We start from the raw sequence: 25485 nt of genomic DNA, 5'->3' as shown, positions 1-25485 counted from the left end.
TTGGCGGATTTCCGCCAATCTTGCGGCTCCCCGCCACGTTGCGGAGCCTGAACGGGGGGCTTGGCCTCTGCGGTCCTAGCGGGCGGCCATGCACTCGGCGCAGCGCGCGATGGCCGGGTCGGCCTCCAGCCGGGCCGGGGCGATCTCGTCGCCGCATTCGGTGCAATAGCCGTAATCGCCCTCGGCCAGCCGGGCGAGGGCTGCGCGCACCTTTTGCCGCTCTGCCTCGCGCCTGCGGGCCTGCGCCTGCGCCATCGCCTGGTTCTGAAGCGCATCCATCCGGGACAGGCGGCACACCGATTGCTGGTCCAGCTCGACCGTCTTCTGCCCCTCGGCCCCCGCCGCATCCTCGGCGCCCAGCTCTGCCAGCCGCGCGTGCAATCTCTGTTCCGGTGTCATGGGAGGAGCCTAGCGGGATCGCCCCCGCCAGTGAAACCATGAATAGATCCCCAACGCGATGAAGCCCGCGCCCACGGGCACCCGTCCGAACCTCTCCTGCAAGGCGCCCACGGCGCTGGGGGCCTCGTGGAACAGGCCCGGCGTGCGCGTGCCCTCGAACGAGACGACCATGATCACGATCCCCGCCGCGACGAAGAAGATCAGAGCGAGATTGGCCTTGAAACCACCTGACATGGGCACCTCCCTGTGGGGGGAGGATAGCGCGGAGGTGCGGCAGGAATTTGGCGGGTGCCGCTTCTGAATTTCACGTCCCTTTCAAGCCGTTTCCCAAGCGCGGAATCAAGACAGCAGGCGGACGCGCATCGCCCTGCTGAAAGCATTCCTCCGGCATGACGCGTAATGCTGACAGAGTACCGTCAAGACAGTGTTTGTAGTAAGGTCGGAGAGTTGGCCGTTTTGGTGGTTGTATCGCGATTACACGTAAGGCGCGGCACTTCACGAATGAGTCATGGTGGATGGATGATGGCACGGCAGGTGGTTGGGCTTGGTGCGCAAAAAAGAAAGTTTTGGCTTGCTAGGATTTGGCCCGACTATTGTCTTCTTGCTCCAGCTCCAAGATCGGGACATCATTTGCTCTTGGAAATCGGAGTTCAACCTCCACCTCCCGCAACCGTGTCATTGAGGAATCAGTATCAGTTTGCGGCTTCGATTCATCCTCGTCCTCATTTTGGCTAAGATCTTCCTTCTTTGGCGGCAACATTAGTTCGATAGTCACGCCTCTTTCGACTCTCTGAAAAAGTAGATTAAGGGATTTCACAATCCTACTTGAGATTTCCCGATCCGATTTACTTTTTTCTTCTTTTAGAATACTTTCAGCGTATTCATCTATCTCTGACTTGATTTTTTTCTTTATCTCATCGTCAAAAGCAGTTACCAAGCTGTCCATTTGAAGTTTTGCTGTTTCCGCACGAAGCTTGCGTATCTCTTCGATCTTCTTCCAGACATGCAGGAGCCAAGCCACAGCACCTGCGATTTTTGCTGCAACGACAGGATCCAGAATAGCAAACACTAGCGGATCACTGCTAGAGATTGGCCCGAGTTCGGGCCTAGCAACCTCCTTTTTCGTCATTAGCGAGAAGGAGTCAAATATGAAGTGAAACGTTTTCAACTCATCGCGAAATTCACCGAAATCGTTGGAGAATACTTTGCGAGGAAGCTTGAATCCGACTCCAGCTTTATCATCGTCGATATGTCGCCCCTCAAGTTCAAAGTAGACTATTGATCTCTTGAGTGCTTCTAATTCCGAAATAAAAGTCTGCCTAGCCGAAATCAATTCGTCTAGCGCTTTCTTAGCAACCACAGGAGACAGCGAGTTTTCTGCGATCATTTTCCTAACGTCTTCAAGGAGAATCTTGGTGAAAAACCGCTGCCCCCCAAGCTGTGAAATACTGTCCACTTCAGCGGGCAGGAGTGTGATGGACCTTGCATTGATATGCTCTTCAAGGCTCAACATGGCTACAGATAACGAGGTCTGTGAGGCTTGATCGGCTGGATTCGATGCCAATCGTCCGAGCGATAGGGACATCTCATCCATAGATTCACCAATCGGGAACTTCTTCTCTCCGTTCAGGAGCATCTCAACTATATCATAAAGAAACTCTACATTCATAAAATAACCCCCTGAAACTCCCGCCACTCGCCTTTCGACATGCCGGATGTCTCCTGCGTCACCTCCTCGCCCTTGAGCATCCGGCGGATACATTCCAGCGCCTTGCCCGAGAGCGTCGCACCACCCATGCGGTAGTCCTCGAAGGCGCCATAGGCGGCGGGGACCCAGTCGCGCACGACCTCGCAGATCGCCTCGGCATAGACGCGGATTTCGTATTGGGCGTGTGAATCCGCGCGCAACCGCAGGAAGTGGAAGAGGTTGTGCAAATCCACCTTCCAGTACCACTGGGTATAGATGTTGGCGGGCAGGTTCATGCGGGCCAGTTCGCGGGCGAGGCCCTGCTGACCCTCCTGTGAGATCATTTCCTCGTAATGATCGTAGCATTGCGCCGCGTCGCCCTTGAGGTAGGCCAGAACGCGGGCGGCCTCCTCCCCCGTGAGCGCCTCGCCCCTCCCCTGATTGTTGATCACCGATTGCGCGGCCAGCTGGGAGGGATCGGGAATATAGAACTCGCGATCGAGGATCGAATAGCGGGCGGAATATTCGTTCACGTTGGCGGTGCGGTGCCGGATCCATTGCCGCGCGACGAAGACCGGCAGTTTCACATGCAGCTTGACCTCGCACATCTCGAACGGGGTCGAATGCCAGTGCCGCATCAGGTAGCGGATCAGCCCCTCGTCGTTCTGGACCGACTTGGTGCCCTTGCCATAGCTGACGCGCGCCGCCTGACAGATGGCCGCATCGTCGCCCATATAGTCGATGACCCGCACGAAGCCGTGGTCGAGCACGGGGATCGCCTTGTAGAGATGCGCCTCCATCCCGTCGGAGACGGCGCGCAAGGTGGGGCGGGTCTGCGCCCGGAGGGCATCGATTTCGGCCTGCTGCTCGGGCGTGACGGACATGGGCTGCTCCTCGGTTCATGTGACTCGCACACACTATATCTTGCGAGTGGGGGGCGGGAAAACGCCATATTCTTGCCACACCGATGAACTTTCGCAACGCTATCGTCCTGGTTGTCGCCGCGCGTGAGCCTTTCCGATTGACTTGAGCGGCGCTGACTTCGATTGTTTTGGAAAAAATGCGGGCACGAGGCAAAACCATGATCCGGACACTAGGCGCCATTTCCATTCTGGCACTTCTCGCCGCCTGCGGCGACGGCCAGCCGTTCTTCAACGAGGGGCAGGACGAGACCACCGATGAACAGACGACCGAAGAGGCACAAGAGACCGAAGACGAGGATCTCGGCGTCGACGGGGACAGGGAACTGCCCCCCGGGACCAATTCACCGACCTCGACGGATTCGATCTACCGCACCGAAACCCTGAACGAAGAAGACGGCGGCGGCTATGTCACCGAGGTGGCCTACAACGCCGCAGACGATACGTTCTTCGTCGACAACATCGGCTTTGACGGCGACAACATCTATACGCGGGACGACGCCGTCACGACGCTGAGCCAGAACGGAGACGCGGTCTATGCCGTCTACGAGGCCTCCAGCGTGGTCAACGACGGTTCGACAGGCGATCAGATCGAGCAGCTTGAATATCGCGCCATCTATGGCGTCAGCGCCAATACCGTCGATGTGAACGGCGAGATCCTGCCGCAATCGCAGTTCGCGATCGTGCGGACAGGGTCTTATGCGCAATATGGCTTTGGCGGTTTCGTCTATACCCGCAACGGGGCAGTCGAACTGCCCACCAGCGGACAGGCCTTCTATACCGGCGACTATGCGGGCATGCGCGTCTTCAATGGCGCGGGGGGCCTGCACTACGTCAACGGGCTGATGGATGTCTCTGTCGATTTCGAGGATTTCAACGACGGGTCCGCCGTCAAGGGCATCATCTATGATCGTCAGTATTTCGACATCGACGGCAATCAGCTCAATATCGGAGAAGGGATCGACGAATATCTGGGCGTGTCCGTGCAATTCGCGATCGAGCCCGGTGTTCTCGACTCCAATGGTGAGGTGACCGGTGAGCTTGGAAGCTTCACCGTCGGCGCCGACGGCTCCCTCGAAGCCTATGAATCCGGCACCTACTATGCCATCATCGGTGGCGACAACGCGAACGAGATCGTGGGGATCGTGGTCATGGAAGCCGATATCGGCGGCGTGACCGCACAGGAAACCGGCGGCTTCATCCTGGTACGCGAATAGAGGTGTGATGTTTCCTGGGGGCTTTGCAGGGCGACTTGCCCTGACACTTATGCTGGCCGCCGCTCCCGCGGCGGCCCAAACGATCAGAACCGATGCAGCGGGGCTCAGGGAACTGGCGGCCCTGTCTCTTGCCGACAACAATTGGGCACAGGCCCGGGCCCTGTCCGAAGCGCTCCTTGAGCGCAATTCGGATGACATGGCCGCGCTTTCGATCCTGTCGCAGGCGGCGTTCCGGATGGGGGATTTCGCGACCGCCCGAACATCCGCCGCCCGCGTCTACCGAAGTGATGCACCAAAATCGCGCAGGTATCAGGCCGCCCGCCTCGCCGCCCTCGCCGCCGTCAACGAGGACCGCTTTACCCTTGCAGAGCTGTGGCTGCGTCGCGCCCTGATCGTGGCGCCGACGCCCGAGGATGTGGCCGAGACGACCAACGACGCGAGGCAGGTGCGCAGGGCCAATCCCTGGTCGACGAATGTCCAACTCTCCTTCTCGCCGTCGACGAATATCAACGGCGGCGCTACCTCCGAGCTGAATTACATCGACGGCGTGCCGATCGTCGGGGTGCTGTCGGCATCGGCGCAGGCGCTGACGGGCTTTGTGGCGCTTGCCGATCTGCGCACGACTTACCGATTGAACGAAACCAGCGAGTCTCGGCAGACGGTTTCTGCGCGCGTCTATGCCCGTGCCCCGATCCCCGTGGGCGAGTCGCTTCAGGCGATCGAGGATGAAGGCGTCAAGATCGAGGAATTCTCGACCGCACGCCTCGAATTCTCGTTCGCCCACGATCAGGTCGTCGAGGACGGCCTGTTCGGGATCAACGCCGATATCGGCGGATATTGGGCGGGAGCAGAATATGACTATAGCTATCTTCGGCTTGGTCTCGATCGGACGTTCCGCCTGACTCCCGAACTTAGCCTGACCGGATCCGGCTATGCCGAGCAACGCTTTGCACCCGATGATTTCGCACGCGAAGACGTGGTTCTCAGCCTGTCGGGATCGGTCGTTTCCCGGATGGCGGATGGATCGCAGGGCAGCGCGACCCTGTCGTGGCAGGGCCGCGACAGCGACAGTGTGAACAACACCTACAACAGCTATACGTTTCAGCTGGGATATACACCGGCAGAGCAGTTCGGCCCGGTCCAGCTGAGCGGTGCGGTCGGGGTGCAATACACCGACTATCCCGACTACGTTGTGGGCTTCATCCTGGTGCCGGATGGTCGCGAGGACACGCGCCTGTTCGGCAATGTCACGGCGCTTTTCCCCGATTACAGTTTTGCAGGCTTTTCCCCGCTGGTGCGCATGAATGTCGGCACGACCGACAGCAACATCAGCCGCTTCGAGGTCGGTGAATTCGGGGTCGAGTTGGGCCTTCGGTCGACGTTCTAGGCTGTGATCTTCGGGGCTGGACGGCGCGGAGATCGTCGCTAGACTCTGCCTCCGATCAACGCAAACCCGACGAGGAGGCAACCAATGCCGATCAAGTACCTGCACACCATGGTTCGGGTGAAGGACCTGGAGAAATCCATGGCCTTTTATGAACTTCTTGGCCTGAAGGAGACCCGCCGCAGCGAGAACGAGGGCGGACGCTTCACGCTGATCTTCATGGCCCCTCCGGGCCAGGAGGAGTGCCCGGTCGAGCTGACCTATAACTGGGATGGCGATGACGGCCTGCCCTCGGACAGCCGCCATTTCGGCCACCTGGCCTATAGCGTCGACAATATCTACGAGACCTGCCAGCATCTCATGGATGCGGGCGTGACGATCAACCGGCCGCCGCGCGATGGCCGGATGGCATTCGTCCGTTCACCCGACAACATCTCGATCGAGATTCTTCAGGACGGTGACAGCCTCGCGCCCGCCGAACCCTGGGCCTCGATGGAGAATACGGGCCACTGGTAGGGGCATGGCGCGGGCGTTCGGCCTTGCCCTGGCACTGTTCTGCCTGACCCTGCCCGCGCCGTTGGCGGCCTGCCGTCTGGCGCTGATACTGGCGCTTGACGTCTCATCCTCCGTCGACTGGGCGGAGGACCGCCTCCAGCGGCGGGGCCTTGCAGCGGCGCTGCGGGACCCGGAGGTGCAGGACGCCTTCCTCGCCAGCCCCCGCCCTGTTGCCCTGCATGTCTTTGAATGGAGCGGGCGGCGCGATCAGACCCTGATGATCCCGAACTGGCGACTGATCCGGAGCGCCGAAGACCTCGAAGACATCGCCCGCGCGATCGAAGGCACCAAACGGTCCCGTGCCGACAGGCCCACGGCCCTCGGCGATGCCCTTGGTTTTGCGTCGCGTCTGCTTGAGCAGGCCCCGGTTTGCGATGCCGCGACGATCGATGTCTCGGGCGACGGCATCAACAACGAGGGCGTCGCGCCTGACCGCGCCTTTGCCCTCTTTCCGCTCGATGGGGTCACCGTGAACGGGCTTGCGATCATCACCGACGAAGGCGGGCTCGATCTTGTGCCCTACTACCGCGACGAACTGATCCGGGGTCCCGGCGCCTTTGTCGAGATCGCCGCCGGCTTCGAGGATTTCCAGCGGGCCATGACCCGCAAGCTTCTGGCCGAATTGCGGGTACAGGTGATTGGCGCCGCGCCCTTGCCCGCAGCTCTCGCAGACAGGCAGCGCGGATGATCCGGGCGCTCCTTCTTGGCCTTGCCCTCACCGTGGGCGCGGCATCGGCAGGCAATGCGGCCTGCCGGCAGGCACTGGCATTGGGGCTCGATGTGTCGGGCTCGGTCGACCGGACGGAATACAGGATGCAGGTCGAGGGGCTTGCCCGATCGCTCGACAATCCAGAGGTGCGCGACATGCTCCTGTCCACGCCGGAATTTCCGGTCCGGATTGCCGTCTACGAATGGAGCGGACCTCTCAGCCAGCATCTGATCCTGCCCTTTACCGAGATCACCGACGCCGTGACGCTTGACCGGGTCGTCCTGACGATCGCCGGTGCGCAGCGGCGGCCCGACAGCCACACGACGGCGATCGGCTCTGCCATGCAGACCGGCTTCGATCTGCTGACCGATCAGGCGGACTGCCTGACCCTGACGCTCGATCTGTCGGGCGACGGGCCATCGAACAGCGGACCGCGCCCGAAGGGGATCTCCCAGCCGGCGGGCGTGGGGCCGATCACGGTCAACGGTCTTGTGGTCGCGGATTCAGCACTGGACCGGGATCGGCAGTACCGGCAGGTCGGCGATCTCGCGGCCTATTACGAAGCCTATGTCATCCGGGGGCCGGGCGCCTTTGTCGAGGCGGCCTTCGGCTATGCGGACTACGAAGCCGCGATGACCCGCAAGTTGCTTCGCGAACTGACGAGTATCGTCCTCGGTCAGGCGGAGACCGCGCCGGGAGCGGCGCCGCTCATTGCTCAGTAGATATAGCGGATCTGATCGCTCCAGTAGCGTTCGACACGGCGCAGCGATGTGTTGATCGTGTCGAGACCTTCCAGGTCCAGAGCACCGCGCCCGATCAATCCGGCGGAGTGGTTGTCGAACAGCTCGCCCACGATATTGCGGATCTCGCGCCCCTTTTCCGTCAGCCGCACGCGAACCGACCTGCGGTCGATCTCGCAGCGCTGATGATGCATGTAGCCCATCTGGACCAGCTTCTTGAGGTTGTAGCTGACGTTGGAGCCCTGGTAATAGCCCCGGGATTTCAGCTCTCCCGCTGTCACCTCGTTGTCGCCGACGTTGAACAGCAACAACGCCTGAACCGGGTTGATCTCGAGCACGCCGACACGCTCGAATTCGTCCTTGATCACGTCGAGCAAGAGCCGGTGCAGCCGCTCGACCAGAGTCAGAACCTCGAGGTAGCTGGCCACGAAGGCGGTCTGTTGCGATTTCAGATGCGGATCGTCCATCCGCGAATGAAGAACCATGTCGAGAACTCCGTCCATTTGTCGCAAATGCTTGTGACGGAGAAGACCCAACAACGGGTTAAGGACGCCGAGAATGACCCCGGCGCCCCGGATTGAAAACAAAGAACTTTAGTCAAATCGCTCGGGCGATCACGGTCGGGTCAGCCCGGTGGCCCCGCCCGCGATCCGGCCGACCAGATCCGAATATCGGCCGGGCACCGTGTCGCGCCCGCTGATCCAGCCATAGATGTCGTGGTCGTTTTCCTCGAGCAGGTCTTCGTAAAGATCAAGCTCCGCTGCGGTCAGATCGCCCAGCTCACGCTCGACGAAATCGGTCAGGATCAGGTCCATCTCGCGGATTCCGCGCCGGATCGATCGCATCTTGAGCCGGCGCAGCCGGGTTTCGGGGGTCTCGGTCATTGCTGGCTCTGGATATAGCTGCGCAGGTGTTTTTCCAGCCGGCCCAGCTGGGTCGATGTGGTTTCGAGCCGGGCCCGGATCTCGCGGATTTCCGCCAGCGCGGAGGCCACGTCCGCGGGCATCGCCACCACGTCTTCGGGCCCGTCCGGCCCTTCACCGCGCCCCGTCATCAGCCAGCTGAGCGACACGCCCAACAGACCCGACAACATCTGGAGCCGGTTGGCCCTCGGCTCGGAAAGGTCGTCCTCCCATTTGCGCAGTGTCCCCGGTTTCACACCCAGTTTCTGCGCAAGGGCCGAGCGGCTGATCCCTGCGGCCTCGCGGGCGCCTGACAACCTGTCGCCGAGTGTCGCCGCGTCTTCTGCATACCAGCCGGTCTCGTCAGTCTCGCCGACGACAAATTCGGTCCCGGGCGGAATGTGGTCGTGATCGTCGCTCTGCGAAGTCATCGCGGTCTCCATATCGCTTGATCGGTGCGTGCCCCGGACATATGACAGCACAACGCCCTGATCTCCAGTCAAAGACCGACGCTCATGCCACTGATCTCGACAAGCCTTGCCCGTGTGAAGCCCTCGCCCACGATCGCCGTGACCACGCGCGCCGCGGAATTGCGCACCGCCGGCAAGGACGTGATCGGCCTAGGCGCCGGGGAGCCGGACTTCGACACACCGCAGCACATCAAGGATGCGGGCATCGCCGCGATCCAGTCGGGCAAGACCAAATACACCGCCGTCGATGGCATCCCCGAGCTCAAGACCGCGATCTGCACGAAATTCGCCCGCGAAAACCGCCTGCGCTATACCCCCGACCAGATCACCGTGGGCACCGGCGGCAAGCAGGTTCTTTATAATGCCTTCATGGCCACGCTCGATCCGGGCGACGAGGTGATCATACCGGCCCCCTATTGGGTCAGCTATCCCGACATGGTCCTGCTGGCCGGCGGAACCCCGGTCACGGTGACCGCCACGCTCGAGACGGGCTTCAAGATCACGCCCGATCAACTCGAGGCTGCAATCACGCCGCGCACCAAGTGGTTCCTGTTCAACTCGCCGTCAAACCCCTCGGGCGCGGGCTATTCCCGCGATGAACTCAAGGGGCTGACCGATGTGCTGATGCGGCACCCGCATGTTCTGGTCATGACAGATGACATGTACGAACACCTCGTCTTCGACGATTTCGTGTTCTGCACGCCAGTCGAGGTCGAACCGCGGCTGTTCGACAGGACGCTCACGGTCAACGGGGTGTCAAAGGCCTATGCGATGACAGGCTGGCGGATCGGCTATGCCGGCGGGCCTGCCGCCCTGATCGCCGCGATGCGCAAAGTCCAGTCTCAATCGACATCGAATCCCTGCACGATTTCGCAATATGCCGCGATGGCCGCGCTGAACGGGCCGCAGGATTACCTTGCCGACAACAGGGTCCTGTTCCAGCGGCGGCGCGATCTGGTGGTTTCGATGCTGAACGAGGCGAAGGGCATCTCCTGCCCGGTGCCCGAGGGCGCGTTCTACGTCTATCCCGACATCTCGGGCTGTATCGGCAAGACCAGCGCGGGCGGCGTGAAAATCGAAACCGACGAGGATTTCGCCACAGCCCTGCTGGACGAGACCGGGGTCGCGGTTGTGTTTGGCGCAGCCTTCGGACTTTCCCCGAACTTCCGGGTAAGCTACGCTAGCTCTGACACGGTCCTTGCCGAAGCGTGTCGGCGGGTCCAGAGTTTCTGTGACGGTTTGAGTTGAGACGTTTTTAAAGGGGCGAGATGAGCGCAGATCTTCCCGAGTACTACTTCCGCATCCGTGAGAACGGGGCCGCGGTCTATCGGGTCGATACCGAGAACCGGCAACGCCGGATCGAGATGGACCAGATCGCCGCGATCAACGTCAAGAACGGCAAGATCAACGCCCACGGCGACCGCACCCTGTCGGACGAGGATCTCGCCGTTATCAAGTCCTGGATGGAAGACCGGATCGCGCATCTGGCGCGCCGCGACATCGAGGATATCCACCGCACGGTCGATCACCTGAACCTGACAGCGCAATGGGCGCAGACGCGCGCCTCGGACGACGATCTCGAAGAGGTCACGGACAAGCTGCTTCTTGCGATGCATGACCTGCGCACGGTCCTTGTCCGCAAAAAGGCGGACCGCCTCTTGAAGGACGCCCCGGCACCAGAGAGGAACGCGGCGGAATAGGCCGGTTGGCCCGGATCAGGTGATCCGCACCGCGCGCCGCCAGAACCGTACCATCAGCAGGATGGCCGCAAAGGTCAGGCCAAAGACAAGGCCAAGCCAGATGCCGACAAAACCCAGCTGCGTATAGATCCCCAGAACATAGCTGATCGGGATACCGATGGCCCAGTAGCTGAACACGGCGATATAGAAAGGCACCGCCGTGTCCTGCACCCCGCGCAAGAGCCCGATCGCCATCACCTGCGCCGCATCGACCATCTGAAACAGCGCCGCCAGCGCCATGAGCGTGATGCTCACGGCCAGCACCTGATCGCGCAGCGGATCGTCGGGGTCGATGAAGATCGCCGAGATCTGCTCGGGAAAGACGAGAAAGATCATGACCGTCAGACAGCCAAAGACCGTGCTGGCCCAGATCGCCGCGACACCCGCGCGCCGCAGGGAGGTTTCGTCCTTGCGGCCGAACGCGGCGGCGGCGCGCACGGTGGCGGCCTGACTCATCCCCAGATGGAACATGAACATCAGACCTGCCACCTGAAGCACGATCCCGTGGGCGGCAAGCTGCACCTCGCCCAGAACACCCATCAGAACGGTCGAAGCCAGAAACAGGCCGCTTTCCGCCACACCGGTCAGACCGATCGGAACGCCAAGCCGGAAGACCTGGCTCATCACCTCTGCATCGCTTTTCCACCAGCGACGGAACAGCTCGTAATCCGGGAGCACCCGCATCACGTATCCCGCGATCAGCACAAGCCAGAAGCTTTGTACGAGGATCGAGGCAACGGCCGCACCGCGGATCCCCATCTCGGGCGCGCCCCAATTGCCGAAGATAAGCGCATAGTTGATCAGTGCATTCAGCGCGATCGCCAAGAGCGTGATCCACAACAGGAAGGCCGTGCGTTCAAGCGCCGCGAGAAACGACCGCAGGACCATCACCGCAAGTGCCGGGATCAGCCCGAAGGCCGCCACCCTCAGGTAGCGCTGCGCGAGGGCCGCGATCTCGGGTTCCTGCCCGATGGCAATGAACATCGCCTCCGACCAGAACAGGATCGGGATCACCAGCGCGGCAAAGAACACCGACAGCCAAAGCCCCATGCGCGTGACCCGGCGCACGCGCATCGAGTCGTCTTCGGCATCGGCCGCCGCCACCATAGGCATCACCGCATTGGCGAAACCCGCGCCAAGGATGAAGAGCGAGAACCAGAACGTCGTGGCCAGCGTGGCCGCAGCCAGCGCCGTCACGTCATACCAGCCCAGCATCAGAGTGTCGGTCAGATGAACGAGGAAACCCGCGAGGTTCGTGCCGACCAGCGGCAACCCGAGCACGAGCGTTGCGCGAAAATGTTCGCGCATCGTCACGGCGTGACGCCGCGTGCGGGGAGCCGAGATCGAGGTCATAACTTCGCCCTAAGGCTTCGCCGCGTCCCGGTCCAGACCGATTGTCAGTGGACGCGGGTCCGGCAGCGGCGCAAAATCCGATGCGAGAGCCCGGGAGGAAACGATGCACGACTTCGACCAGCTGATCCCAGACGCGCGCCGCTTCACCTCGGAATTGCGCGACAACAACACCCGCGACTGGTTCCACGCCAACAAGGATCGCTTCGACGACAGGCTGCGCACGCCCGCGCTCGCCCTGCTTGACGCCATGTGCGGGCCGCTGCGCGATCTGACGGGCCACGACGCCACGCCCAAGCTGTTCCGCCCGCAGCGCGATGTCCGGTTTTCCAAGGACAAGACCCCCTACAAGGCGCATCTGCACATGTTGTGGCGGCTTGCGGCGGGCGGACGACAGGACCCGGCCCTGTTCTTCGGCATCGACCCCGAGGGCGCCAGCGTCGGGGTCGGCGTCTTCGACTTCGGCAAGGACGTTCTGGCCGACTGGCGCAAGATGATCGACCTGGACGGCCCCCGGTTTGCCTCCGCGATCGAGGGCGCACAGGCACAGGGCTGGCAGCTGTGGGAGCCGGAGCTGAAACGCGTGCCCCCGCCCTTCGGAAAGGATCACCCGCAGGCGGATCTCCTTCGCCACAAGCGCCTTGTCATGACGCGGGCCCTGCCCGGCGACGGCCCCCTGACCGACAGGCTGACCTCGGCCTATGCCGAGACCTTGCCTGTGCTACGTGTCCTCGACAGCGTGCTTTGAGGGCCTAGCTGCCCGTGGCGCGGAATTTCTCCATCAGGTAAGGTCCCGAAAAGACGGGCGGATAGGCGTCCGATCCATCAAGGGGCGCGATCTCGGCAAACCAGTTGGGCTGGTGAAAGAACGCAAGGCTCTGACGCGCGGGTTGCCCGGGATGGGCCACGACGCGGTGCAGCGTGCTGACCCAGCGATCGGCCGTCCAGCGCGCCATCAGGTCACCGATGTTGATGACGAAACAGCCGGGCTCGGCCGGGACCTCCTCCCAGCCGCCGCCCGGTCGTTCGATCTCGAGCCCTCGTGAACCGGGCTGCGGCAGAAGGATGGTCAGCGATCCGTAATCCGAATGCGCACCCGCCCGTTGCTGGCCCAGTTCCGCCGCCCCTTCGGTCGCGGGATAATACAGCGCGCGAAGGGCCGAAATCGGCGCGTCGATATGGGGCGCGAAGAAATCGTCGGGAAGCGAAAGCGCGGCGGCAAAGACCCGCATCACCCGACCGGCCAAATCCTCCATCTGCGCATAATAGCCAAGCCATGCCTCGCGAAAGCCCGGCAAGTCGGGCCATGGCGTCGGCGCATAGCAGAATGCCAGTGCATCCGCGTCATCCAGACCGCCCGGCACGGCCCCCGGCCCACCGTTGAAGCTTTCCTTCAGATCGGGCGGCGTGTCTTCTCCCCGCGACTTGGCCAAGGCCTCTTTCTTGGGGCCGATCCAGCCATAGGGATCGCCCGGATTGGGGGGCGAGACCGCGGCCTTGTCCGCCTCCGGCAGGGCAAAGAAGGCACCGGCCCGTTCCCAGATGGCGGCGATCACCTCTTCGGGGACGCCGTGCCCCTCGAGAACCAGAAACCCGGTCTCGCGACAAATGCGATCCACTTCGGCGGCCATGGCGGCCCGCCCTTCCCGATCGGCCCGCTCAAAGGCACCAAGGTCGAAACGCGCGATCTGCATCAGTTGAACACCTCCAGTTCGGGAGCGAGAAACAGCCAGTCGGGGCGGCGGTTGTCATAGACACTGTCCTCCGGCTTTGGCCCCTGGCCGGGCGCGAATGCGCCGACGGGAATTGCCACACCGTCCCGGCCCGAGGTCTCGTACCAGACGGTGACCCCGCAATCCGGGCAGAAGTGATAGGTGATCGTGCCACCCTCGTCTCCCAGCCGAGAAAATGCACGAGCTTCGCCCGACAAGGATACGGAATCACGCGAAAATCTCGCGTTCCAGGAAAACGCGCTTCCGGTGCGTGTCCGGCACGCGTGGCAATGACAGATCGCCACGCGCAGGGGCTGGCCGGTAACCTCGGCACCAAGTTGGCCGCAGGCGCAGGCTGCCCGATACCCGCTCATTCCAGCACGTCTCTCCAGGAATGCTGCGGATCGAAACCCAGCATCCGACGCGCCTTGTCGATGCAGAAGAACGTCTCGGTCTCGGTCATCTCCTTGCGGACCTCGACGCCCTTGTAGAACCGCTCGATCACCTCGCTGCTGGAGATGTTCACCGACATGTCGGGGTTGGCCACATTAAAGACCTCGTAGCCCAGCCCGTCGGTCTTGAGGCAGCGATCCACCATGTGGCCCAGATCGCGCGCGTCGATATAGGCGAAAAGATTGCGCCGCCGGATGCCAGGATCCTCCATGAACGCCGGGAAGTTCTCAGCATATTCATGGGGTTCGATGACGTTGTTGATCCTCAGGCCATAGATGTCGATGCCCGACCGTTCCTGAAATGACCGTGCCGTAACCTCGTTGACGACCTTTGACATGGCATAGCTGTCTTCGGGCACCGTCGGATGTTCCTCATCGACCGGCACGTAAAGCGGCTTGCGCTCGTGATGGGCAAAACAGACGCCATAAGTCGTCTCGGAACTGGCGAAGATCACCTTCTTGATGCCCAGCTTCAGCGCCGCGTCGATGACGTTGTAGGTCGACAGCGTGTTGATCCGGTAGGTCTCGTTGTCGGGGACCATCAGGATGCAGGGGATCGCCGCGAAATGAACGACCGCGTCGAAGGCCGGCGCCCCGGGACGCGGGCTGTCAAGATCGGCGAAATCGCCAAAGCCCGACATCGCGTTGAACACCTGACCCGCATCCGTCAGATCGACGCGCAGCTCGTCCCGGCCCGCCCCGATATCGGCATTCAGATCGACATTCAGAACCCGGTGCCCCTGCTCGCGCAGATAGGGCACGGCGTGCCGCCCTGCCTTGCCACAGCCACCCGTGAAGAAAACGCGCATGATCTTTCCTCCTTTGTTGCGGCCCAAACTACGCCGCTGACCGGCACGGGCAAGCCGATTCCCCTGTGGACAAAGACACACAAGACATTGCCCCGCCCCGGCGCTTGGGCCACAATACCGGCCAACCAACAAAGAGCAGCAGCCATGGCCGACGATCTTCTGACCGGGTCTGATCCCACCGATTACGATGCCTCCTCGATCGAGATTCTCGAAGGTCTCGAACCTGTCCGGAAACGGCCGGGGATGTATATCGGCGGCACCGATGAACGCGCGCTGCACCACCTCGTGGCCGAAGTCCTCGACAATTCGATGGACGAGGCCGTGGCGGGCCATGCCTCGCGGATCGAGGTCGAGTTGCATGACGATTACGCGGTCACCATCCGCGACAACGGGCGCGGCATCCCGATCGACCCGCACCCCAAGTTCCCCGAGAAATCCGCGCTCGAGGTGATCCTGTGTACGCTTCACGCAGGCGGCAAATTCTCGGGCAAGGCCTACCAGACCTCGGGCGGCCTGCATGGCGTGGGTGCCTCGGTCGTCAATGCGCTGTCGGATTCCATGGTCGTGCAGGTCGCCCGCAACAAGGAACTGCACGAGCAGCGCTTTTCGCGCGGCATCCCGCTGGGCCCGATCGAAAAGGTGGGCCAGGCGCCCAACCGGCGCGGCACCACCACCACGTTCCACCCCGACGAACAGATCTTCGGCCACCACCGGTTCAAGCCCGCCCGCCTGCTCAAGATGGTGCGTTCCAAGGCTTACCTCTTTTCGGGGGTCGAGATCCGCTGGAAATCCGCGATCGACGACGGCGAAACGCCGACAGAGGCCACGTTCCATTTCCCCGGCGGCCTGTCGGATTACCTGGGCGAGACGTTGGGCAGCGCCTCCACCTATTCCGAGAAGCCCTTTGCCGGAACCGTGGATTTCAACGAGAAATTCGGCCAGCCCGGCAAGGTCGAATGGGCGATCAACTGGACGCCCTCGCGCGACGGGTTCATCCAGTCCTATTGCAACACCGTGCCCACGCCCGAGGGCGGCACCCACGAGACCGGCTTCTGGAACGCGATCCTCAAAGGCATCCGCGCATATGGCGAACTGGTGGGCAACCGCAAGGCCGCCAACATCACCCGCGACGATCTGGCGACGGGAGGCTGCGCACTCGTCAGCTGTTTCATCCGCGAGCCCGAATTCGTGGGCCAGACCAAGGACCGCCTCGCCACCGCCGAGGCGCAACGGATGGTTCAGCAGGCCGTGGCCGATCATTTCGACAACTGGCTGGCGGCTGACACCAAATCCGCCGGCGCGATCCTCGATTTCCTCGTCCTGCGCGCGGAAGAGCGTCTGCGCCGCAAGCAGGAAAAGGAAACCGCCCGGAAATCGGCCACCAAGAAACTCCGCCTGCCGGGCAAGCTGGTCGATTGTTCGGCCACATCGCGCGAGGGGACGGAACTCTTCATCGTCGAGGGCGATTCCGCGGGCGGCAGCGCCAAGATGGCGCGCGATCGCAAGACGCAGGCGCTTCTGCCGCTACGGGGCAAAATCCTCAACGTGCTGGGCGCGGCCTCGTCGAAACTGGGCAGCAATGCCGAGATCTCGGATCTCACGCAGGCCCTGGGCTGTGGTCTGGGGACGCGGTTCAACATCGACGACCTGCGTTATGAAAAGATCATCATCATGACCGACGCCGATGTCGACGGCGCCCATATCGCGGCGCTTCTGATGACGTTCTTCTTTACCCAGATGCGGCCCCTGATCGATCAGGGCCACCTCTACCTCGCCTGCCCGCCGCTCTACCGGCTGACGCAGGGGGCGAAACGGGTCTATTGCCTCGATGAGGCGGAACGCGACGCGTGGTTCGAAAAGGGCCTCGGCGGCAAGGGCAAGATCGACGTCAGCCGCTTCAAGGGACTGGGCGAGATGGACGCGAAAGACCTCAAAGACACCACCATGAACCCCGACACCCGCAAACTCATCCGCGTCACCATCGGCGACGACATGCCGGGGGAAACGGCGGATCTGGTGGAACGGCTCATGGGCAAGAAGCCCGAACTGCGGTTCCAGTATATTCAGGAGAATGCGAGGTTCGTTGAAGAGTTGGATGTTTGAGGTTGCCCGCCTCGTCAAACCCGGCCGCCCGCCCCTGCCCGAGGATCAGAAGAAACAGCGCGTGACGATGTATCTGGATCGCGACGTGGTGGAGCGGCTGAAAGAGGGCGGCAAGGGTTGGCAGACGCGTGCGAACGAGCGGCTGCGGGAGGCGTTGGGGTTGTGAGAGTAGAGTACGATTATGCCCTACATCCATTGCTCGAAGCTTTTCTTGAAGTGAATGGGATGCCAATATGATCGTGCAATTGTCCCTAGATTTCTGATGAGGAGATCGAAGTGCTTTCCGAAATGCTTTCAAAGGTTGCACGCGAATACACGTTTCAGCGAGCAAAACCCTTTGCGGACAATGATTTTGGAAACTTTGTAAGGCATGACATCGCAATAGAGGCAAAGAAGCGCCTTGTCTTCCTTCCCTATGACTTGAAGGTGAAAGCTAGCGTTGGCTCCGGAGTCTGGGCTGCAATCCCCTGGCTAGGCTTTTTTGACCCTATAGTCACTTCGACGGCAACCAAAGGCTTCTATGTTGTCTATCTCATTAATCCACAGACACAAGACATCTACCTGTCGATGAATCAGGGGACTACGGCAGTTTATCAAGAATACGGAGAATCAAGTGGTCAAAAGGTTCTACTTCGCCGAGCCAAAGATATTGCAGACAGGGTACCCGAATTTGCCAGTCGCTTTGAGACCGATCCTATCGATCTTTCAAGCGAAGCATCTTTGCCAAAAGGATATGAGGCAGGACACGCGTTCGGAAGACGCTATGCTCCGGGCTCCAAAGAGCTTAATGAGTTTGAATCAGACTTTGAAATGATGCTAGCAGCCTATGCCGAACTTGTTGATCGCGGAGGAGTCACTCCCTCTGACGTAATGCAAGAAGAGGCAGGTTCGTCTGATGTGATTGAAGTCCGAAAATTCGTACTTTCGCGACGGATTGAACGCGCCCCAAATGTGAGATCCCAGGTACTGAAAAGTCGTGGAATAACATGCGAAGGCTGTGGTTTGGATCCAAAGAAACACCTGAGCTATAAGGGGCAGCCGGCGCAATCTCCTGTCGACGTTCATCATGCTCGTCCAATCAATGAGTTGGCATTGGGAGAAAGCAGAAGATATCGGATTCCCGATGACTTTCTTGTGCTCTGTCCAACTTGCCATCGTATGATTCATAAGCAGGCTGACCCAAGTGATCTTAGTGAGTTGAAGTCTAAGATTAACTTTGTCCATTCTACTCGATCCAATCAAAGCACGTGGGAACCGTTCAAGTGATGCAGGTTACCTCCATTGAAGAAACAGCTCTACTGAATCTCCATTCCCGGATCTCTAGTTCGGGCTAAATCGACTTATTCCCCCCGACAACCTCCCGCCGCCTGAACGGATGCGCCTCGGCGAATTCCGGCACGGCCAGCAGCCGGTCGGTCAGGGCCTTGAGGTGGGGGAAGCCCTCCGTCGTCACCTCGAACGCGGTGCCGGCGACCACGTGGCTGGCGATGGCGATGTCGGCGAGGCCGGGGGTGTCGCCGAAGGTGTAGGGCGCGGGCGGACGGCGTTCGAGCCGGGCCTCGTAGGCCTTCTGCCCCTCGATCAGCCAGTGCCGCGCCCAGGCCTTTACCTGCGCCTCGTCCGCGCCCAGCTCGGTCGCCAGATACTTGCGGATGCGCGGCACGATCAGCGGATGGGCATCGGCGATCGTCCCCATGGCAAGCGCCAGCGCCTCGGCCCGGTCCAGCGGGTTTTCCGGGATCAGGCGCGGCCCACCGGGCAGCGTGTCGAGATAATCGAGGATCGCGAAGGATTGGGTCAGCACCTGCCCGCCCACCTCGAGCGCGGGCACGGCGGCGTTGGGGTTCACCTCGAGGAAATCGGGCGCGAACTGGTGACCCTCCAGCAGGTCATGTTCCACCTCCTCGAATTCGATCCCCTTGAGCAGCAGCGCCACGCGCACCCGGTAGGTTGCATTCGATCGCCAGTATCCATGCAGGCGCATGTCCGTCCTCCCCCTGTTCAGGGGCAGAATGCATGGCCCGGGGGGACTTGGCCAGTGCCGGTCGGGGTCACCTGAACCTGTCGGCGTATTTCACCATCGCCTGCACGTAGAGCGGCGCGCCGTCCTGCTCGGTGGTCGACATGGCACCCCACGGCTGCCAGCCGTTATGGATCGCCGTCTCGACGAGGCGGGACAGCGCCTCTGCCTTGGCATCGGACAGGATCGAATAATGCGAGACGTGATGCGTCGTCTGTCCGATCACCCCTGCAGCCCTTCGAGATAGGCCACGAGATCGACGACGGGAACGCTTGTCAGGATCGGGTGGCCGACCTCGTCCTTGATGGTCGCATTGGCGCCTTCGAAGAAGTCGCCATAGACCGGCATGGGCGAGCCATGCGCCACCAGCGGATCGCGCCCGTCGATCCGGGCGATGACGCGCGCATAGGGAAACCGCCCGCCATTGCGCGCCGACAGCGCCGTCAGATCGGGCGGCTGCAGGACAAGCGCAGGCGCCATCGGCCCCTTGCCATCCGCGTCGAGCCCATGGCACGTCGCGCAGTGCTGCAAATATATCGCGGCCCCTGTATCGGCGTCCTGTGCACAGGCGGGGCCTGCGATGAATGCGGCCGCGGCGAGTGACGCGGCAAATGTTCTGACAAGCATGATCAATGTCCTTCTGACGGGCGCCCCATGAGGAAGGCTCCCAGATTTCGGGGGCCCGCGCCTTGATACCGATCAAGTTCCCGCGCGGGCGCCCAATTCCCCGTTCACCCGCGCCACGAAGGTCGCTAGGCTCAGGGCCATGAGATGGATCCCCGCCCTCATCCTGTTGTTGATCCTTGCCGCCTGCGGCAGGCCACTGACCGATAACGAGACCGCCTTCATGCAGGCGCTGAAGGGGCAATCCTTCGATCCGGGCTGGGCGCGCCTCCACGACGGCCTGCAGAGCCCCGCGCCGCGCACCGTGCCGGTGCCGCCCCGGCTGACCTGCCAGTCCCGGCTCTATCCGCCCTCGGGCAGGCAGACAGCGCGGGTGACGACCCATGCCATGGCGGTCTTCAACGATGTGTATTTCTCGGACAGGCTCTACCTCGACGATTTCCTGCCAGAATATCCCGACCGCATGTATCTGCCCGACGCGATGCTGCTGGCGCACGAAATGGTGCATGTCTGGCAATGGCGCCAGCGCAGCGTGACCGGGTATCACCCGGTTCGCGCCGTCTTTGAACATGTGGGCAGCCCGGACCCTTACCTGTTCGATCCCGAAAGCGAATTCGCGTTTCTCGCCTATGGCTATGAACAGCAGGGCGCGATCATGGAGGAATACATCTGCTGCAAGACACTGGCCCCCGAAGCCGAACGCACGGCGCGGCTTCATGCGATGCTGTCAGAGGCGTTCGACCTTCCGCCCCTTGAACAGCCGCTGTCCCGCGAAGTGATCCTGCCCTGGGCGGGCGTTCAGATCGAAGGGATCTGCGACGGCCCGCAATAGGCGTTATTTCTGGATCGTCTCGAGGTAATCGGCCAGCGCGACCAGGCCTTCGGGGATCGGGGTTCCGATGCCGTCTTCATCCTCGACGATGATCGTATCCCCCAGATCGCCGGCGCCGAATTCCGGCATCTCGGGCGCGAAATGCGCGCCCCGCGCATAGCCGTCGATCGCGCTCATGACGGCGTCGCGTGGGAAGACACCGCCGTTGCGGGCAGACAGCATCGTCAGATCGGAGGGCGGCACGCTCAGGAATTCGGCCAATTGTCCGTCCCCTTCGCCGGTGGGGCCATGACAGGCCGCGCAATTCTCAGCGAAATAGACCGGGCCGGAGATGTCCTGGTCAATGGTGCAGGCCGCTGTAAGGGCCAGAACCGGCAACAAGATCAGACGCATGGAACGCTCCTTCACGGGGGGCGACCCTTGGCCCCGGCTTGAGCAGGCACTCCGATCCGGGCCGGGTCAGCGCAGGGTCAGGCCGCCGATCGCCGCACGGATCGCTGTATCTGTATCGTCGCTGTCCGCCGAGACCGCAAGCCCCACCAGAGACCCCGGTTCGGATCCGAAGGCCCGGCGAAAGTCTGCCGCCAGATCCGCCTGTTCGCTGAAGGCGCCGGTGCCGGCCTGCCTGAGCGCGACCGTGACCCCCTGCCCCGGTGCATAGGGCGATCCGATGATCTGACCCCGGCCGTGATTGCCGCCCCAGACATATTGCAGAATGCGGACGTTGTCGTTGCCCATCAGCTGACGGATATTGGCCCCTTCGAGGGCGTTGGCCTCGGCTTCGGGAAGAAACACGAAATATAGCGAGATGTTGCGATCATCCCCGCCCTTTCGGCCCAGATCGGTGGGCGGCACCGATTGATCGACGCGCCAGCTCCAGGAGGCAGAGCGGGCCTGCCATTCGGAACGTGGCAGCCTTTTCCACGCAAGTGAAACAGCCCCGTCCGAAACGATCCCCAGCTGTTCGCCAAAGCGGTAATCATTCGACCGGAACAGGCTCAGCCGCTGTTCGTTCCAGCCCGAGGAAAATGACACCGCTCCGGAAACCGCCGGACCGGCGGCAAGAGTGGCGGAAAGAATGAGTATCGGCAGGGTGCGCATGAATGTCTCCCGTTGCTTTCGGGCCAACCTAAAGCCTTGTCGGCGCGATCCAAGCCACCTTTGCCCCGGTCACGCCCTTGTCACCGGGAGTGAGGATCGCGGCATCACGCGCAAGCGGCGCTCAGGTCCCGACGACGCGGCCCGCGTCGAGACGGACCACCCGGTCCATCCTTCCCGCCAATTCGAGGTTGTGGGTGGCTATCAGGGCGGCAAGACCGGTGCCGCGCACAAGATCCATCAAGGCGCCGAACACCCGGTCCGATGTGCCGGGATCGAGGTTTCCGGTCGGCTCATCAGCCAAAAGAAGGCGCGGGCTGTTGGCCAGTGCCCGGCAGAATGCCACCCGCTGCTGTTCGCCCCCCGACAGCTCGGCCGGGCGATGCGCCGCGCGCGCACCGATGCCCACATTCTCGAGGAGCGACATCGCCCGTGCCTCGGCCTCGGCCACGGAGACGCCGTTGGCACGTTGCGGCAGGACGATGTTCTCCAGCGCCGAAAACTCCGGCAGAAGGTGATGGAACTGGTAGATGAAGCCCACGTCATCGCGTCGGGCGGCCGTCCGCTTGCGATCGGACAGGCGGGTCATGTCGCGGCCCGCGATCCGGACCAGCCCCTCGTCGGGCGTATCCAGAAGCCCTGCGATATGCAAAAGCGTGGATTTCCCCGCGCCCGACGGCGCGACGAGGGCCACAACCTCGCCCTCGGCCACGGTCACGCTTGCGCCCTGCAGGACAGTCACCTCGTTCGGACGGCCCTTGTTGTAGACCTTGGTCAGGGCGTCGAGTTCCAGAACAGGCTCACTCATAACGCAGCGCCTCGACCGGGTTCATCCGCGCCGCGCGGCGCGCGGGGAATATGGTGACGATCCAGCTGAGCCCCAGCGACAGCACGACGGCAGACAGCACGTCCCCCGGCTCCAGCTTTGCCGGAAGGTGATAGATGCCACGGATCGACGGGTCCCAGACGCCGCCGCCGGACATGTAGTTGACGAGGGCAAAGATCGGATCGATCCAGATCGCGAAGGCACAGCCCAGCGCCACGCCAAGCACTGTGGCAATGGTGCCGATCCCGGCGCCGCAGATGAAAAAGACCCGCAGGATCGAACCTTCGCTCAACCCCATCGTGCGCAGGATGCCGATATCGCGGCCCTTGTTCTTCACCAGCATGATCAGGCCCGACACGATATTGAGAGACGCGATCAACACGAGGATCGACATGATGACGAACATCACGTTGTCCTCGATCGTCAGCGCCCGCAGGAACGCGCCCGCCGTGTCGCGCCATGTCAGGACAAGCGCCCTGTCGCCACCAGCCCCGAGGATCGCCGGCACGATCTCCTCTACCTTGTCGGGATCCTCGACCATAAGTTCGATCCGGTCGACGACCCCATCCCTGTTGAAGAAGGTCTGCGCCTCGGCAAGCGGCATGTAGATGCGGGTCGCGTCGATGTCATAGCGCCCGGCGGAGAAGATGTAGGTGATCTCGTAGGCGCCGGTTCGGGGCGAGGTGCCCAGCGCCGTGCGCACCCCGTTGGGCGAGATGACGCGGATCCGATTGCCGACACCCACCCCCAGTTCCCGCGCGACACCCGAGCCTATGGCGATGCCGTCGCCAAACCGCGCGATATCGCCTTGCGAGGTCTCGGGATCGGCCACACGTGGGATTTGTGCAAAATCCTCCGCCGAAATTCCGTAAACCTGAACCCCCGCGTTCGAATTCTGAAAGTTCGCCATGACCTGCCCGCGCACCAGCGGGGCCGCATGGGTCACCCCGGGAACCGATGACAGGCGTTCGGCCATCTGCCCGTACTCCTCGATCACACGGGAAGAGCGGCCGAATTCGTCAACCTCGATCTGCTGGTAGACCGTGACATGCGCATTCGCACCCAGAATGGTATCGACGAATTCCGCGCGGAACCCGGCCCGCACCGACAGGGTCGCGATCAGGGCAAAGACGGCCAGCGTGATGCCGATCAGGCTGATCCACGTCATGACGCTGACGCCACCTTCGGCGCGGCGCGCGCGGATATAGCGCCACGCGATCATCCATTCGAATGCCGCAAAGGGGGGCGGGGTCTTGCGCGCCATGTCATGCCTGCCTTGCCTGAGTTCGGCGCACACTCCCTTGTCGGCGGCGCCGGGTCAAGCCGATGCGCCGCCGCCCCCCTTGCTTGGGCGGTCCGTCACTCAGAAATGCTTGCCGTCGTTCTGGAACCGCGAGATATCGCCGCTGGCCTTCGACTTGCCTTCCGCCGCCCAAAGCAGACCGCGGCGCAGCATTTCATGAGCGGGACCGTGGTCGATGACATTGGCCTTGTGGCCCAGCGCGTTGTAATAGACGCGCCCCTCGCCCCAACCGCGCGTCCAGGCGACGGGCACATCGGCGGGCGGATTGGCGGAGTGATACCAGGTGACCGTCGGGAACCGGGTCGTGGCCAGCACCTTGTTGGCCGGATCGACATGCAGGTAATACTGCTCCGAGACGACCTCGAAATTGTCGATGCCCGCGACCAGCGGATCATCGGAGGTGATCTCGACCATGTAGCTGACGCCGTCGCCACCCGGATGGGCGACCCAGTTCGCCCCGGTCATGAACTGCCACAGCACGTTCGAGCGGAACGCATCGCACATCCCGCCATGACAGCCAGCAAGGCCGGTGCCCCGCGCCACCGCCTCGGACACATTGGCGGCGGCCTCGCGGCTCAATTCGCTCATGGTCCAGACCGGGACGATCAGGTCATACTCCAGAAGAGCCTCGGCGTCGTCGAACACATCCAGCGTGTCGGTGACGGTCGGTTCAAGCCCCCCGCTCCGGCAGATTTCGGCGAAAATACCGGCCACCTTTTCCGGTTCGTGACCTTCCCAGCCACCCCATGTGATCAATGCCTTAGCCATCCCCGCGTCCTCCCTGATGCGCTGTTTCGGCGACAGGTTGGCTCTGGCAAGGAGGGCGGTCAAGGCCAATCGTAAAGAATGACGAACCGGACACAAGGTAAAATATACTTTACACTAAGTCCGTTTCAAATTACTCAATGTCTAACGAAACCGACTCACCGTGAGGTCGCCATGTCCCATGAAGAACGCAACAACATCGTCGCCATCGTCGTGAGCGTGATCACCAACACCTACATCCTGATCCGGCTGCGCGGCTTGTGGGCCGAGGGCGCATTCGACAGGCCGGACGCTCTGATGATCTGGGCGCGGGCCGTGCTGTGGGTCGTGCCCATCGCGATCGTGGGCACGATCGTTCTGACGATCCTCGCCAACATCGTCTTCGCCATCGCGACACGCGACGAAAACCCCGATTTCACGGTGGATGAACGTGACCGGATGTTTCAGATGCGCGGAATGGCCGTGACGATGGTCGTGGCCTCGTTCGGGTTTCTCGGCTGTCTCGTGGCCCTCGCTTTCGGGTGGGAGGCGCTGGTAGTCTTCACCCTGCTTTACGTGGCCTTCGCCGCGGGGGACCTGATCGGAAACCTCGTGAAATTCGTCAGCTACCGGGTGGGAACCTGACACATGGGCAAACCCCGCATCACCAACAACATCAGGCGCTTGCGCTTTGACGCGGACGAGATGACGCAGAAGGACCTCGCCCAGAAGGTGGGGGTGACGCGCCAGACGATCGTCGCGATCGAAAATGCGAAATACTCACCCACGCTCGAACTTGCCTTCAAGATCGCAGCGGCCTTCGACACGCCGCTGGAAGAGGTCTTCATCTACGAGGCGCCGGAGGAATAGACCTCCATTTTGTTGACAAA

The 25485-nt window shown here is 62.1% G+C and carries 33 protein-coding genes; 14 read left to right on the top strand and 19 right to left on the bottom strand.

Annotation, left to right across the window (positions count from 1 at the left end; all coding sequences use genetic code 11):
* Window positions 1–75: 75 nt before the first annotated feature.
* From EP376_RS01055 to thyX, 4 genes are all read right to left on the bottom strand, one after another.
* Window positions 76–399, bottom strand: coding sequence for a TraR/DksA family transcriptional regulator (locus EP376_RS01055; RefSeq protein ID WP_127653688.1), 324 nt, complete (start codon window positions 397–399; stop codon window positions 76–78).
* Between the two features lie 9 nt (window positions 400–408).
* A complete protein-coding gene (locus EP376_RS01050; RefSeq protein ID WP_127653687.1) occupies window positions 409–633 on the bottom strand; it encodes a hypothetical protein in 225 nt (74 codons plus the stop codon).
* A 340-nt stretch (window positions 634–973) separates the two neighbouring features.
* A complete protein-coding gene (locus tag EP376_RS01045) occupies window positions 974–2068 on the bottom strand; it encodes a hypothetical protein (protein WP_127653686.1) in 1095 nt (364 codons plus the stop codon).
* Window positions 2065–2970 carry an FAD-dependent thymidylate synthase gene (gene thyX / locus EP376_RS01040; protein ID WP_127653685.1) on the bottom strand — a complete coding sequence of 302 codons (906 nt, stop codon included), beginning with the start codon at window positions 2968–2970 and terminating at the stop codon, window positions 2065–2067. Before thyX ends, EP376_RS01045 begins: the two co-directional genes overlap by 4 nt.
* A 197-nt stretch (window positions 2971–3167) precedes the next feature.
* On the opposite strand from thyX, the gene EP376_RS01035 reads away from it, so the two are divergent.
* The 5 genes from EP376_RS01035 (at window position 3168) to EP376_RS01015 (ending at window position 7593) form a co-directional block, all read left to right on the top strand.
* Window positions 3168–4223 (top strand): hypothetical protein, encoded by a 1056-nt coding sequence (locus tag EP376_RS01035; protein WP_127653684.1) that lies wholly within the window; start codon window positions 3168–3170, stop codon window positions 4221–4223.
* Between the two features lie 7 nt (window positions 4224–4230).
* On the top strand, window positions 4231–5610 hold the full coding sequence (locus tag EP376_RS01030; protein ID WP_127653683.1) for a tetratricopeptide repeat protein: 1380 nt from the start codon (window positions 4231–4233) through the stop codon (window positions 5608–5610).
* 84 nt (window positions 5611–5694) lie between these two features.
* The gene (locus EP376_RS01025) at window positions 5695–6123 is read left to right on the top strand and encodes a VOC family protein (RefSeq protein WP_127653682.1); all 429 of its coding nucleotides are present in this window, start codon (window positions 5695–5697) and stop codon (window positions 6121–6123) included.
* A 4-nt stretch (window positions 6124–6127) separates the two neighbouring features.
* A complete protein-coding gene (locus tag EP376_RS01020) occupies window positions 6128–6850 on the top strand; it encodes a DUF1194 domain-containing protein (protein WP_127653681.1) in 723 nt (240 codons plus the stop codon).
* A complete protein-coding gene (locus EP376_RS01015; protein ID WP_127653680.1) occupies window positions 6847–7593 on the top strand; it encodes a DUF1194 domain-containing protein in 747 nt (248 codons plus the stop codon). The genes EP376_RS01020 and EP376_RS01015 overlap by 4 nt, the downstream gene beginning before the upstream one ends.
* On the opposite strand, the gene EP376_RS01010 is transcribed toward EP376_RS01015, so the two are convergent.
* The 3 genes from EP376_RS01010 to EP376_RS01000 all read right to left on the bottom strand — a co-directional run bounded on the left by EP376_RS01010 (window position 7587) and on the right by EP376_RS01000 (window position 8944).
* Entirely contained in the window at window positions 7587–8096 is a 510-nt protein-coding gene (locus tag EP376_RS01010) for a MarR family winged helix-turn-helix transcriptional regulator (RefSeq protein ID WP_203330898.1), read from the bottom strand. The genes EP376_RS01015 and EP376_RS01010 overlap by 7 nt on opposite strands.
* A gap of 129 nt (window positions 8097–8225) precedes the next feature.
* On the bottom strand, window positions 8226–8495 hold the full coding sequence (locus EP376_RS01005; RefSeq protein ID WP_127653679.1) for an FAD assembly factor SdhE: 270 nt from the start codon (window positions 8493–8495) through the stop codon (window positions 8226–8228).
* Window positions 8492–8944: a helix-turn-helix domain-containing protein gene (locus tag EP376_RS01000; protein ID WP_127653678.1), complete on the bottom strand. Its 453-nt coding sequence runs from the start codon at window positions 8942–8944 to the stop codon at window positions 8492–8494. Before EP376_RS01000 ends, EP376_RS01005 begins: the two co-directional genes overlap by 4 nt.
* 84 nt (window positions 8945–9028) lie before the next feature.
* Here EP376_RS01000 and EP376_RS00995 point away from each other — a divergent pair, with 84 nt between their 5' ends.
* Window positions 9029–10231: a pyridoxal phosphate-dependent aminotransferase gene (locus EP376_RS00995; RefSeq protein WP_127653677.1), complete on the top strand. Its 1203-nt coding sequence runs from the start codon at window positions 9029–9031 to the stop codon at window positions 10229–10231.
* 20 nt (window positions 10232–10251) lie between these two features.
* Window positions 10252–10683: a hypothetical protein gene (locus tag EP376_RS00990; protein WP_127653676.1), complete on the top strand. Its 432-nt coding sequence runs from the start codon at window positions 10252–10254 to the stop codon at window positions 10681–10683.
* A 15-nt stretch (window positions 10684–10698) separates the two neighbouring features.
* On the opposite strand, the gene EP376_RS00985 is transcribed toward EP376_RS00990, so the two are convergent.
* On the bottom strand, window positions 10699–12075 hold the full coding sequence (locus tag EP376_RS00985; RefSeq protein ID WP_127653675.1) for an MATE family efflux transporter: 1377 nt from the start codon (window positions 12073–12075) through the stop codon (window positions 10699–10701).
* Between the two features lie 103 nt (window positions 12076–12178).
* Between EP376_RS00985 and EP376_RS00980 the strand changes: the two genes are divergently transcribed.
* Window positions 12179–12820, top strand: coding sequence for a DUF2461 domain-containing protein (locus EP376_RS00980; protein ID WP_127653674.1), 642 nt, complete (start codon window positions 12179–12181; stop codon window positions 12818–12820).
* A 4-nt stretch (window positions 12821–12824) separates the two neighbouring features.
* Here EP376_RS00980 and EP376_RS00975 read toward each other — a convergent pair whose 3' ends face one another.
* The 3 genes from EP376_RS00975 to EP376_RS00965 are packed head-to-tail and all read right to left on the bottom strand — an operon-like array spanning window position 12825 to window position 15045.
* The gene (locus EP376_RS00975) at window positions 12825–13766 is read right to left on the bottom strand and encodes an isopenicillin N synthase family dioxygenase (protein ID WP_127653673.1); all 942 of its coding nucleotides are present in this window, start codon (window positions 13764–13766) and stop codon (window positions 12825–12827) included.
* Window positions 13766–14158 (bottom strand): GFA family protein, encoded by a 393-nt coding sequence (locus tag EP376_RS00970; RefSeq protein WP_127653672.1) that lies wholly within the window; start codon window positions 14156–14158, stop codon window positions 13766–13768. The genes EP376_RS00975 and EP376_RS00970 overlap by 1 nt, the downstream gene beginning before the upstream one ends.
* Complete coding sequence (locus EP376_RS00965) at window positions 14155–15045, bottom strand: NAD-dependent epimerase/dehydratase family protein (protein ID WP_127653671.1); 891 nt, start codon at window positions 15043–15045, stop codon at window positions 14155–14157. The genes EP376_RS00970 and EP376_RS00965 overlap by 4 nt, the downstream gene beginning before the upstream one ends.
* Window positions 15046–15189: 144 nt before the next feature.
* On the opposite strand from EP376_RS00965, the gene parE reads away from it, so the two are divergent.
* From parE to EP376_RS00950, 3 genes are all read left to right on the top strand, one after another.
* Window positions 15190–17148: a DNA topoisomerase IV subunit B gene (gene parE, locus EP376_RS00960; RefSeq protein ID WP_127653670.1), complete on the top strand. Its 1959-nt coding sequence runs from the start codon at window positions 15190–15192 to the stop codon at window positions 17146–17148.
* Entirely contained in the window at window positions 17141–17314 is a 174-nt protein-coding gene (locus tag EP376_RS00955; RefSeq protein WP_238928539.1) for a BrnA antitoxin family protein, read from the top strand. Before parE ends, EP376_RS00955 begins: the two co-directional genes overlap by 8 nt.
* Before the next feature lie 110 nt (window positions 17315–17424).
* Window positions 17425–18414: an MrcB family domain-containing protein gene (locus tag EP376_RS00950; protein ID WP_127653668.1), complete on the top strand. Its 990-nt coding sequence runs from the start codon at window positions 17425–17427 to the stop codon at window positions 18412–18414.
* Between the two features lie 64 nt (window positions 18415–18478).
* Here the strand turns inward: EP376_RS00950 and maiA are convergent, their stop codons facing one another.
* The 3 genes from maiA to EP376_RS00935 all read right to left on the bottom strand — a co-directional run bounded on the left by maiA (window position 18479) and on the right by EP376_RS00935 (window position 19795).
* On the bottom strand, window positions 18479–19132 hold the full coding sequence (maiA, locus tag EP376_RS00945; RefSeq protein WP_127653667.1) for a maleylacetoacetate isomerase: 654 nt from the start codon (window positions 19130–19132) through the stop codon (window positions 18479–18481).
* Between the two features lie 67 nt (window positions 19133–19199).
* Window positions 19200–19394: a DUF1737 domain-containing protein gene (locus EP376_RS00940; protein ID WP_127653666.1), complete on the bottom strand. Its 195-nt coding sequence runs from the start codon at window positions 19392–19394 to the stop codon at window positions 19200–19202.
* Window positions 19391–19795: a c-type cytochrome gene (locus EP376_RS00935; RefSeq protein ID WP_127653665.1), complete on the bottom strand. Its 405-nt coding sequence runs from the start codon at window positions 19793–19795 to the stop codon at window positions 19391–19393. The genes EP376_RS00940 and EP376_RS00935 overlap by 4 nt, the downstream gene beginning before the upstream one ends.
* A gap of 139 nt (window positions 19796–19934) precedes the next feature.
* On the opposite strand from EP376_RS00935, the gene EP376_RS00930 reads away from it, so the two are divergent.
* On the top strand, window positions 19935–20624 hold the full coding sequence (locus EP376_RS00930) for a hypothetical protein (RefSeq protein ID WP_127653664.1): 690 nt from the start codon (window positions 19935–19937) through the stop codon (window positions 20622–20624).
* Window positions 20625–20627: 3 nt separating this feature from the next.
* Here the strand turns inward: EP376_RS00930 and EP376_RS00925 are convergent, their stop codons facing one another.
* The 5 genes from EP376_RS00925 to EP376_RS00905 form a co-directional block, all read right to left on the bottom strand.
* On the bottom strand, window positions 20628–21017 hold the full coding sequence (locus EP376_RS00925) for a c-type cytochrome (protein ID WP_127653663.1): 390 nt from the start codon (window positions 21015–21017) through the stop codon (window positions 20628–20630).
* 66 nt (window positions 21018–21083) lie between these two features.
* Entirely contained in the window at window positions 21084–21725 is a 642-nt protein-coding gene (locus EP376_RS00920) for a DUF3047 domain-containing protein (RefSeq protein WP_127653662.1), read from the bottom strand.
* A 121-nt stretch (window positions 21726–21846) separates the two neighbouring features.
* The gene (locus EP376_RS00915) at window positions 21847–22530 is read right to left on the bottom strand and encodes an ABC transporter ATP-binding protein (RefSeq protein ID WP_127653661.1); all 684 of its coding nucleotides are present in this window, start codon (window positions 22528–22530) and stop codon (window positions 21847–21849) included.
* Window positions 22523–23812: a lipoprotein-releasing ABC transporter permease subunit gene (locus EP376_RS00910; RefSeq protein ID WP_127653660.1), complete on the bottom strand. Its 1290-nt coding sequence runs from the start codon at window positions 23810–23812 to the stop codon at window positions 22523–22525. The genes EP376_RS00915 and EP376_RS00910 overlap by 8 nt, the downstream gene beginning before the upstream one ends.
* A gap of 99 nt (window positions 23813–23911) precedes the next feature.
* The gene (locus EP376_RS00905; protein WP_127653659.1) at window positions 23912–24619 is read right to left on the bottom strand and encodes a ThuA domain-containing protein; all 708 of its coding nucleotides are present in this window, start codon (window positions 24617–24619) and stop codon (window positions 23912–23914) included.
* A gap of 171 nt (window positions 24620–24790) precedes the next feature.
* Between EP376_RS00905 and EP376_RS00900 the strand changes: the two genes are divergently transcribed.
* Together EP376_RS00900 and EP376_RS00895 are read left to right on the top strand one after the other, a co-directional pair.
* On the top strand, window positions 24791–25240 hold the full coding sequence (locus EP376_RS00900; RefSeq protein WP_127653658.1) for a hypothetical protein: 450 nt from the start codon (window positions 24791–24793) through the stop codon (window positions 25238–25240).
* Between the two features lie 3 nt (window positions 25241–25243).
* A complete protein-coding gene (locus EP376_RS00895; RefSeq protein ID WP_127653657.1) occupies window positions 25244–25465 on the top strand; it encodes a helix-turn-helix transcriptional regulator in 222 nt (73 codons plus the stop codon).
* Window positions 25466–25485 lie beyond the last annotated feature (20 nt).

It is taken from the genome of Alexandriicola marinus, assembly GCF_004000435.1.
GTDB classification, from domain to species: Bacteria; Pseudomonadota; Alphaproteobacteria; order Rhodobacterales; family Rhodobacteraceae; genus Alexandriicola; species Alexandriicola marinus.
This window is presented reverse-complemented; position numbering and strand designations above follow the sequence as displayed.